The sequence below is a fragment of the Frankia sp. KB5 genome, assembly GCF_002099325.1.
GTDB classification, from domain to species: Bacteria; Actinomycetota; Actinomycetes; order Frankiales; family Frankiaceae; genus Frankia; species Frankia casuarinae.
Map to the genome: position 1 here is coordinate 1 of NZ_MRUJ01000297.1, position 8,297 is coordinate 8,297.

The 8,297-nt window shown below is 71.0% G+C and carries 5 protein-coding genes; 1 reads left to right on the forward strand and 4 read right to left on the reverse strand.

Annotation, left to right across the window (positions count from 1 at the left end; all coding sequences use genetic code 11):
• Positions 1–423: 423 nt before the first annotated feature.
• Genes KBI5_RS27210 through KBI5_RS22775 form a run of 4 tightly spaced genes read right to left on the reverse strand, consistent with a single transcriptional unit; the run spans position 424 to position 6,608 of the window.
• Positions 424–2,637 carry a TniQ family protein gene (locus tag KBI5_RS27210; protein WP_116289998.1) on the reverse strand — a complete coding sequence of 738 codons (2,214 nt, stop codon included), beginning with the start codon at positions 2,635–2,637 and terminating at the stop codon, positions 424–426.
• A gap of 4 nt (positions 2,638–2,641) precedes the next feature.
• On the reverse strand, positions 2,642–3,787 hold the full coding sequence (locus KBI5_RS22765) for an ATP-binding protein (protein WP_085016408.1): 1,146 nt from the start codon (positions 3,785–3,787) through the stop codon (positions 2,642–2,644).
• Positions 3,784–5,910 carry a helix-turn-helix domain-containing protein gene (locus tag KBI5_RS22770; RefSeq protein ID WP_085016411.1) on the reverse strand — a complete coding sequence of 709 codons (2,127 nt, stop codon included), beginning with the start codon at positions 5,908–5,910 and terminating at the stop codon, positions 3,784–3,786. The genes KBI5_RS22765 and KBI5_RS22770 overlap by 4 nt, the downstream gene beginning before the upstream one ends.
• Positions 5,907–6,608, reverse strand: a complete 702-nt coding sequence (locus KBI5_RS22775; protein ID WP_085016409.1) for a TnsA-like heteromeric transposase endonuclease subunit — start codon at positions 6,606–6,608, stop codon at positions 5,907–5,909. Before KBI5_RS22775 ends, KBI5_RS22770 begins: the two co-directional genes overlap by 4 nt.
• Before the next feature lie 420 nt (positions 6,609–7,028).
• Between KBI5_RS22775 and KBI5_RS22780 the strand changes: the two genes are divergently transcribed.
• Positions 7,029–7,796 carry an alpha/beta hydrolase gene (locus KBI5_RS22780; protein WP_085016410.1) on the forward strand — a complete coding sequence of 256 codons (768 nt, stop codon included), beginning with the start codon at positions 7,029–7,031 and terminating at the stop codon, positions 7,794–7,796.
• Positions 7,797–8,297 lie beyond the last annotated feature (501 nt).

The window sequence follows — 8,297 nt, forward strand, 5'->3', positions numbered from 1 at the left end:
GCGCCCGTAACGTCACCCATGGCGCAACCCTGACACACACAAGATCCAGTGAGAAAAGCCAGTTCAAACGGGACCCGCCGCAACACCAAGCAGCCACGAAACGGTCATACCGGCGGCGCGCTGGCCACGTAGCCCGAGAACCTGCCAGATCCAACGCCGATCAGCGGGACGCACCCGAGATCACCGGGAACGGACAGCCCTGACCAGCGGATTGGCCAAGTAGGTCGGGTTCTGGCCACGCAGTGGCCAAGTAGCCCTGCGAGTGACCATGTAGATCCGATCCCTACACCCATGTAGGGATCGGAGATAGATGAGCATTCGGTCCTGGGAGTTCGCGTGTATCTGAGCAGTGTCCAGGGGGCGGCGCCGGGGATAGTTGAGCAGAATCTTCCGGTTCTCGCGCGGGCCGATGGTGGGTGTCGGTTACTGAGTGTGGGTGCGTGCGGGTTTCGGACGGCGGCCTCGGYGGACGGCGATGCCGATGCTGCGGGCGTAGCTGCTGAGGTCGTCTCGGTGGATGCCGAGTTCGGCGGCGATGTGGTGGAGGGTGCGCTGGTTCTGCTCRTATTCGCGGCGGAGCCAGGCTGGGTCGAGCGCGGCGAGGACGTCGGAGGCGGCAGGCCTGGCGAAGTCGGTTTGGGTGAGGAGTTGGCTGATCAGGGGGTGCGGGGTTCGGGTCGCCTTGGCGATCTGTCTGGGACTGAGTCCTTGTGCGAGGTAGGCGCGGAGTTGCTCGGTGCTGGGTGGGCCCGGCGGCGATGCGGATGCGGGGTGGACGGCCACCGGGGTTCGGGCCCACTGGTCGCCGCGAGGCGTGGTGGCGGGATCGGGTCCTGGCCAGCGGATCGGGCTGATCCAGTCGAGGGGCGGTTCCCATTCGACGGGTTCGCGGATGTTCGCCTGGGACAGGATGCGGCGGGCCTGGTGGTGTAGGTAGTCGTCCTGGGCGGTGGGGAGACGGCGGACGAAGTTCGCGTAGTCGGGGCGGTCTCGTGCTGTGAGGCAGGCGGGTGGGGGCAGGTAGTGGGGGTGGACGGCGGTGAGGATCTCGGCGAGGTAGAGCCGGGCGAACGTCGTCTGCCGGGGTGAGGTCAGCCGCCCGGCGCGGGTCTGGGTGCAGTGGCGGTGCCAGGCGTGTTCGTTGAAGGCGGGGGCGGTGAAGCGTTTCCAGCGGCGGCGCCGGCCGTAGTCGATGGGTGATCCGTGGGTGTCGAGGGCGGCGGCGAGGTCGCCGAGGGCTGCGGTCACGGTGTGCAGGACGCCGGCGTCGCGGAGCCGGGCGATGGTCGGGGCGGGGTAGGCGCCGGTGGTGGGGGTGTGCCCGAGGAGTCGGAGGGCGTCCTGGTAGACGAGGTTGTTGGTGCCCGCGAGGAGGAACAGCGTGGACAGCGTCGTGCGGTAGCTCAGCGAGTCGAGCAGGCCCTGGGGGTTCAGTCGCAGGGCCCATCCGCGCCAGAACAGGGCGGGCACCGCGGCGGCCCGGTCGCGGCCGTCGCCGGCCTGGGGCGGGCGGGGCGTCGTGGCGGAGGTGCCGTAGCGCAGCTGGCGGGTGATGTCGAGGTGGGGTGTCAGGCGTTTGAGCAGGGCGCCGTGCAGGTCGGGGCTGGTGTTCTTCCAGCGTCGCAGCAGCAGCATCGGGCCGGTTTCGCCCCGGTGGGCAGCGGCGTCGATCAGCCAGTCGGTGATGGCCGGGTCGGGATCGCCGGGCGGGCCGGCGAGCATGAGGTGGGCGATGGTGACACCGGTGGCAGTGCCGTTCGGCCGGCGCCGGCTGGCGTTCGTGTGCCGCAAATCGGCAGCGACGTTCGAGCCTTCGGCGTCGAGATCGGTGAGCACGGCGGTGACCGTGTCCGGGGGCGGTGGGGGTGCGGTGAGGGCGAGCAGCGCCGCGCGGGCGGCGGCATGCAGGTCGTCGAGACGTTGCCGGGCCGCTGCCGCCAGGTTTGTGGTCGTGTCGTCCCGGGTTTCGATAAGCGTGTCGATCAGGCTGTTGACGTGCTTCTGCGCCGCGAGGACAGCGCCGTGCGGATCGAGGGTGATCGTGATGGTGTCGGCCAGGGGGACGGTGCAGCCGGGGAGCTGGGGGCGGCGCATGCGTGCGGACAGGGGCAGGCCGGTGGTGTCGCACCGCCCGGTCGCCTGCGCCGGGCGGTGGACGGCTGGCCGGTGCAGGCGGTCGCAGGCGTCGCAGTTCGCGGCGAGCAGCCGGTGGTGGTGGGTGCAGGCGAACGTCCAGGGCAGCCGCCAGGCCAGCATCCACCGTCCGCCGTTGCCGGCGAGGCACCGGGGGCAGAACCGTGATCCTTTGAGCTGGTTCCACCAGCGGGGCGGCCGGGGCCGTCCGGTCGGCCGGACACCGCTCAGTAGGCCGGTGTCGTCGTAGCGGGCGAGGGTCATGTCCGTGAGCGTCTGGGCGGGCAGCCCGGTCAGAGAGGCGAGAACGTCGCGGTCGCGCGGGGCAAGACGAAAGGCCCAGGGGCGCCGCCCGTGGTCGACGCCTTGGCCCCAGCCGGGGGCGAAGGCGAGCGCGAGGATGTCGCTGACCTCGGCGTGCAGATGGTGGGCGTAGGCGTGGAGGTAGCTGTCGAGATCCTCGCCGGGAAGCGGGGCCAGCCGGATCGGGATGCTGTCGACCACCGGCTCACCCAGCTGCCGGCAAGGCGGGCAGCGCGGTCTCGGCGTCGGCGCGCGCGGCGGGCCGGCTGGTCAGCCGGCGGTGGGTGAAGGCGGCGTGCAGTTCCTGGCGGGCGGCTTCCGCGGCGGCATCGTTGCGGACCTGATCGAGCAGGGCGGCGGTGAGCCGTTCCTGGCCGGTGCGGACCGCGCGGCGACAGCCGCGGACGATCAGGGTCATCAGCGAGGCGAAGTGGCCGGTGCTGCGGGCGAACAGGTAGTCCGACAGGTCGTCGGCGACCATCCCCGGATGGCCCTCGGCGAGGATCAGGTTCTTCTCGATCACGAGCAGCAGCCGCCGCCAGGTCTGCCGGCCTGCCTCGGTTTCGATCTCGAACGGGTCGACGGTGAGCGTCGTCCACCGGCGGCCGTTCTGCGCGAGTTCCTCCTCGGAGGGGCCGAGTCCTTCGGCGAGCAGACCGCGGCGGGTGATGCCGACACCGACGTAGAGGAACGTGACGGGGAAGGTGTTCGCCAAATATTTGAAGTGGTTCGCGACATCGCGGCCGTCGGCGCGCCGCGGGTCGAGGAAGTGGACGTCGTCGATCACGATCAGCCTGGTGTCGCAGGCCAGGACCGCGTCGGCGGCCTTGTGCCCGAGGTGCTCGGCGTTGCCCCGCTCCGATCCCGGCAGGTGGAAGAACCGGCAGAGCATCGTGTTGAAGGTCCGTTTCGTCGTCGACGACGTCAGGCAGACATGCGCGACCGGCACCCGCTCGTGGCCGCCGGCGGTCGTCGGCCCGTAGCGGTCCAGCTGGCGCTGGTGGAAGCCGCGGGCGAACGTCTGCGCGATCGTGGACTTCCCCAGCCCCGGGAACGCGTCGATGACCGCGGCGCCTTTGACCTTGTCACCGTCCTGCCGGTTGGCCTCGACGATGTCATCGAGGTCGTCGTGGACGGCCCGCATCTGCGGGGTCCGGATCGGGCCGAGGTTGGCGTACCAGACCGCGCGCTGCTCGTCGTAGTCCGCCCGCGCCGCCGCCGACAGCGCCCCCAAGCCGTCGCGAGTCAGCGGTTCCGGTCTGGGCCGGTCCGGGGCGGTCACGAACGTCGTCCACCCCTGCTTCGTCGACAGGCTGTAGGCCCGTTCGCCGCCGTCCGCCGGTGCGGTCACACGATCTCCATCGCGTCGGCGTAGAAGTCGCCGCCGGCGGCGATCGGTTCATCGTGCTCCTCGCCGGGGAACGGAGCCGCCAGCTCGTCGTCGCGGTCGTCGCCGACAAGTTCAGTCCCGCCCGACGCGCCGGCCGCGGGCACGAGCGTCAGCGAGGACGGCTGCGCTGGCGTGGTCTGGGCGAGGTCACTGTCGCTGACGAGGCGCAGACGCTGTTCGGACAGCCGGACCGCGGTGCGCCGTTCGGCCCGGTTGTCAGCCAGCCCGGCGTCCCAGCGGGCCAGCAGAGCCGCCAGCGCCCGGCGGGTGTCGGGGAAGCGGTGGGTGGCCGTGGCGAGCTGGCGGGCGTAGGCGAGCGCGTCCGCGCTGAACGGGCCGTCGAGCGCGTCGGCGTGCTCCCAGCGCAGGGCATGCCAACCGTGGTCGTCCGGGTCCTGGAAGTAGACCTTGCTGACGTCGTCGGTGTCGACGCGGATCGGCCACTTGCCGGCGTGGACGCCGGTGTAGGGGCTGGTGCGGGAGCGGTAAGGCGACAGCGCCGGCCCGTCGTAACGCAGCCCGCCGATCTCGACCCCGTAGTGCTGGATCGTCCGCCACTGGACCGCGAGGAAGTCGAACACCAGGTCGGGGCGGGCCGGGACTTGCAGGTAGCCCGCCCGCGTCACTCCGTGGGCGAACATCTCCAACGGTGACAGGTCCAACCCGGGGACCTCCGGGACACAGAGTCCCGCGTGCGGCTGGCGGTGGTAGCAGTCSGCSACCCASTGRCGGATGAKCTSTTCGAGCTCGTCGAGGAAGTAGAACGCCTGCTCYTCGACRTCSKYGCCSCGSYGGTRGACGTCCGGGCCCTTGTAGCCGGGCAAGGCGACCAGCAGCTGCTCGCCGAGGGTGCGGAAGAATCGTTCGATCGCCRCCTTGTCCGTGGCCTGGTAAACACGGGCCGGCTGAACCGAGATCCCCAAACGTTGGCAGACCGACAGCAGATGCTCCGACAGGTAGATCTTGCCGTGGTCCACGACCAGGGTTTCCGCGGCGACCGACAGCAGCAGCGGCTGCCCGGCGGCGTCCACCAACTTCGCGGCGTCCACTACCACACGGCCGGGGACGCCGTGGTGAGGCGGCCGGACATCGACCCAGCCGGCCGCCGGGTCGGGCAGCGGACGGACCGACTCGAACAGCACCGCCGCCGCGTCCACCGCCTTCGTCGACACCGGCGTGAGCCGCAGACCGGTGACGCACCGGTCGTAAAGATCCATCGCCACGGTCAGCTCGGTCTGCACCCAACGCAGCGTGAGCCGGTCCATGCCGAACACGTCGAGGCGGGTCGTGTCCACCAGCAGGTACTCACCCGGCCGGTGCGCCCGCAGCCTGCCGTAAGGCGCGGCCGGCCGGCCCGCGATCTCCCGCCGGGCCTTGGCTCCACCGAACGCGCTCGTGCCTCGCGTCAGCTCCCGCAGCATCGCCCGCGCCTGGGTCTCGCCCGGGACAGGCACCACGCCGGCGCCGTACTCGTGTTCCAGGCGGGCCGCCACCCTCGCCAGGACCAGGTCCCGGGTCGGGGTGCTCGCGTCGGTGTGCTCCGCCAGGACCGCCCGTGCCGTGTCCACCCAGCGCGGGTCCGCGCCGCCCAGCGGCGCCCGCCGCCGCAGCCAGCGGTCATCGACCAGGCCGGCCGGGCCGGCCGCCTCGAACTCCTTCACCCATCGGCGCACCGTGGACACGCCGATCCCCAGCTCAGCGGCCTTCGCCTGATAGCGGAGCAGCTTCGCCGCGCCGGGGGCGTACTCCGGCCGCGGCTCGCCCGGCAACGCCAGACCCGCGGCGCCGCGGCGGAACCCGGTCCGGACCTCCTGCACATGCCCCAGCCGCTCGGTGAGCCGTTCCCGTTCGGCGCCGTTCAGATTCGCCAGCACCGCCCCGACACCCTCCGCGCCGTGTCCGGCGCCGTCCAGCAGCCGCGTGCTGGGATGCGCGAGCAGGTGCGCCAGGCCAACCTGCCGGACGCTGCCCAACACCGTCGCCAGCAGCACGCTGGCCGCGGCCAGCTCGCGTACCTCCCACAACTGCCCGTCATAGGCCAGCCGGGTGCCGACCGTGACCTTCACCTGCCCGCCGGCGGTCACGACGCGGCCCGAAGCGGGCTGGCGCCGTCGAGCCGGCAACGCAGATCCGTGGTCAGCCGGCGTTGCCACAGCAGCCGCAGCACCGCCGCCTTCACCGCCGGCGCAGGGCGTGTCCGACCCATCCGGGACGTCAGCGTCGTGACGCAGTCGCCAGGACCGACCGCGTCCAGCACCTCGGCCAGCAACGCCTCGGCCAGCAGCCCAGGCCGCCGGTAGCCCGCAAGGAACCGCACGTTCGCCAGGTAGACCGGGTCCTCGCCACTCCACACCTGGTAGCCCCAGCCGTGGGCCTCGAACAGCCGCCGCGGCCAGTCCAACGCCTCCGCCACCTCCGGATCAGCCAACCTGCCCGCCGGCTTCACGTTCACCACCACCGCCGACCCGTCGGTGTGAACCAGCAGGAAATCCGGCACATGACGCCGAGCCCGCCCATCGACACTGGCCTTCAAGCCAAAGGGTTGCGCGCCGATCGCCACGACGTCCGGGTCGAAATCCGCCAGCAACAGCCGCGCCAACTCCAGCCGACTCTCATAGATCACATGCATGCCAGTCGTTGCTGACCAGTAGAAACCCGGGTAATGCGTCTGCCCCTTGGCGCTGCGCGTCGTGCGCCACGGCCTCGCGGCCACCACCTCACGGGCCTGCACCAGCCGCAACGGCCGACACACCTCGCCGCCGCCGACCAGGCGCAGCGACATGACTGGCTCGGGGAAACGGGCGTTCCGATCAAAAGGATCTTCAACTGGCACATCGTCACCTCACGGGCGGCGAGACTTCCAGATACCCACCTTGTCGGACGATCGCGACACTCCCACCACCACGCCAAGGCCACACGAGGATCACGCACGCTTCCGCCGCGGACCGGTGGAGTCGGCTCACGGCACCGCGGCCGTTCCACAAATGCCTCGCGGCGCGAGGCCTGCCCGCGCGGCGCAGGGCCCACACCCACGCGGGCCGCACCATGTCTGGTAGCGTCACCGTGTCCGCGAAACGGCCTGAGGAGGTGAGACCCATTACCGCTGTATCCGGCTGGGTGCTCCCCTCTTGCTGCGGGACGGTTCATCTGACATAGGTGGCCGTCGGGAGCGCCCACAAGCATCCCGAAAGGCAACGCACCTATGCGCTTCACCTCCCAGACGACCGCGAACGGCGTCTCGGAACGTCCGTTCACCGTTGATGGCGTCCCCGGCGTGCTCTGGTCCCCGGCCGATGCCACCGCCCCCCGCCCCCGCCCCCTGATGCTGCTCGGCCACGGCGGCGGCCAGCACAAGAACGCCCCAGGGGTGCTGGCCCGCGCCCACCGCTACGTGGCACGTTTCGGTTTCGCGGTGGCGGCGATCGACGCGCCCGGGCACGGCGACCGACCGCGAACCGCGCACGACGAAGAGTCCTTCGCGCAGCTGCGGCGGAAGATGGCGGCGGGCGAACCTGTCGGCGCGCTGATCGCCGAGGACAACGCCGCCCGTGCCACCCAGGCCGTTCCCGAGTGGCAGGCCGCCCTGGACGCCCTTCAGCACCTCGACGAGGTCGGAGCGGGCGGACCCATCGGCTACTGGGGCGTGTCCCTGGGTAGCATGATCGGCATGCCGTTGGTCGCCGCCGAACCGAGGATCACCGCCGCCGTGTTCGGTCTCGTCGGCTACGACACCCTCACCGACGCCGCGACCCGCATCACCGTCCCGGTGCAGTTCCTGCTCCAGTGGGACGACGAGATCGCGCCACGCGAGGCCGGCCTCGCGCTGTTCGACGCCATCGCCTCCCCCGAGAAAACGCTGCACGCCAACTCCGGCCGCCACATGGACCTACCCAGGTTCGAAATGGACGGCGACGAGCGCTTCTTCGCCCGTCACCTCGCCGGCAGACCCGCCCCGACAACGGTCGCATAGCGGGCCGGCCTGGCCAGGGCGCAATGCCCTGGCCAGGCTCCGCCTACTGCCTCACGACACGGACCCGCGGCCGGCCAAGGCCACGAACGCGACAGCACCCACGTGGCCAACCCGCCAGGCTGTGCGGGGTGYGGATCGGCAGAAACAGCACGCGTGACCTCCCCGCCCAGGCTGAACTCCCAGCAGCGCCACGGGAAGCCACCCCAGGGCATAGGCCGACACCATCACTGCGGGTAACTGCTCAATTAGCGCGTACCCGCTGCTCATGTAGTGCTCAACTACGAGGCCGACTGCTCATCTATCCGCGATCCCTACAAGCCCACCGGACCCCCCACCGGACCCCCCACGGGACCCCCCACCGGACCCCCCGTAAAGACGGGTGGGTGGACGAAGAGCCGTTGGCGCAGGTCAGACGAGGTACGGCACCCACCCAAGCACGCCACGACTTAATAGCGAGGCTACGAGCTGATAGTCGATGCGGGGACCGGTGCGCCGACGGCG

Coding starts and splice junctions, on each gene's coding strand:
- KBI5_RS22775 (WP_085016409.1), bottom strand. CDS start 6,608: ATGTCGCTGCGCCTGGTCGGCGGCGGCGAGGTGTGTCGGCCGTTGCGG.
- KBI5_RS22780 (WP_085016410.1), top strand. CDS start 7,029: ATGCGCTTCACCTCCCAGACGACCGCGAACGGCGTCTCGGAACGTCCG.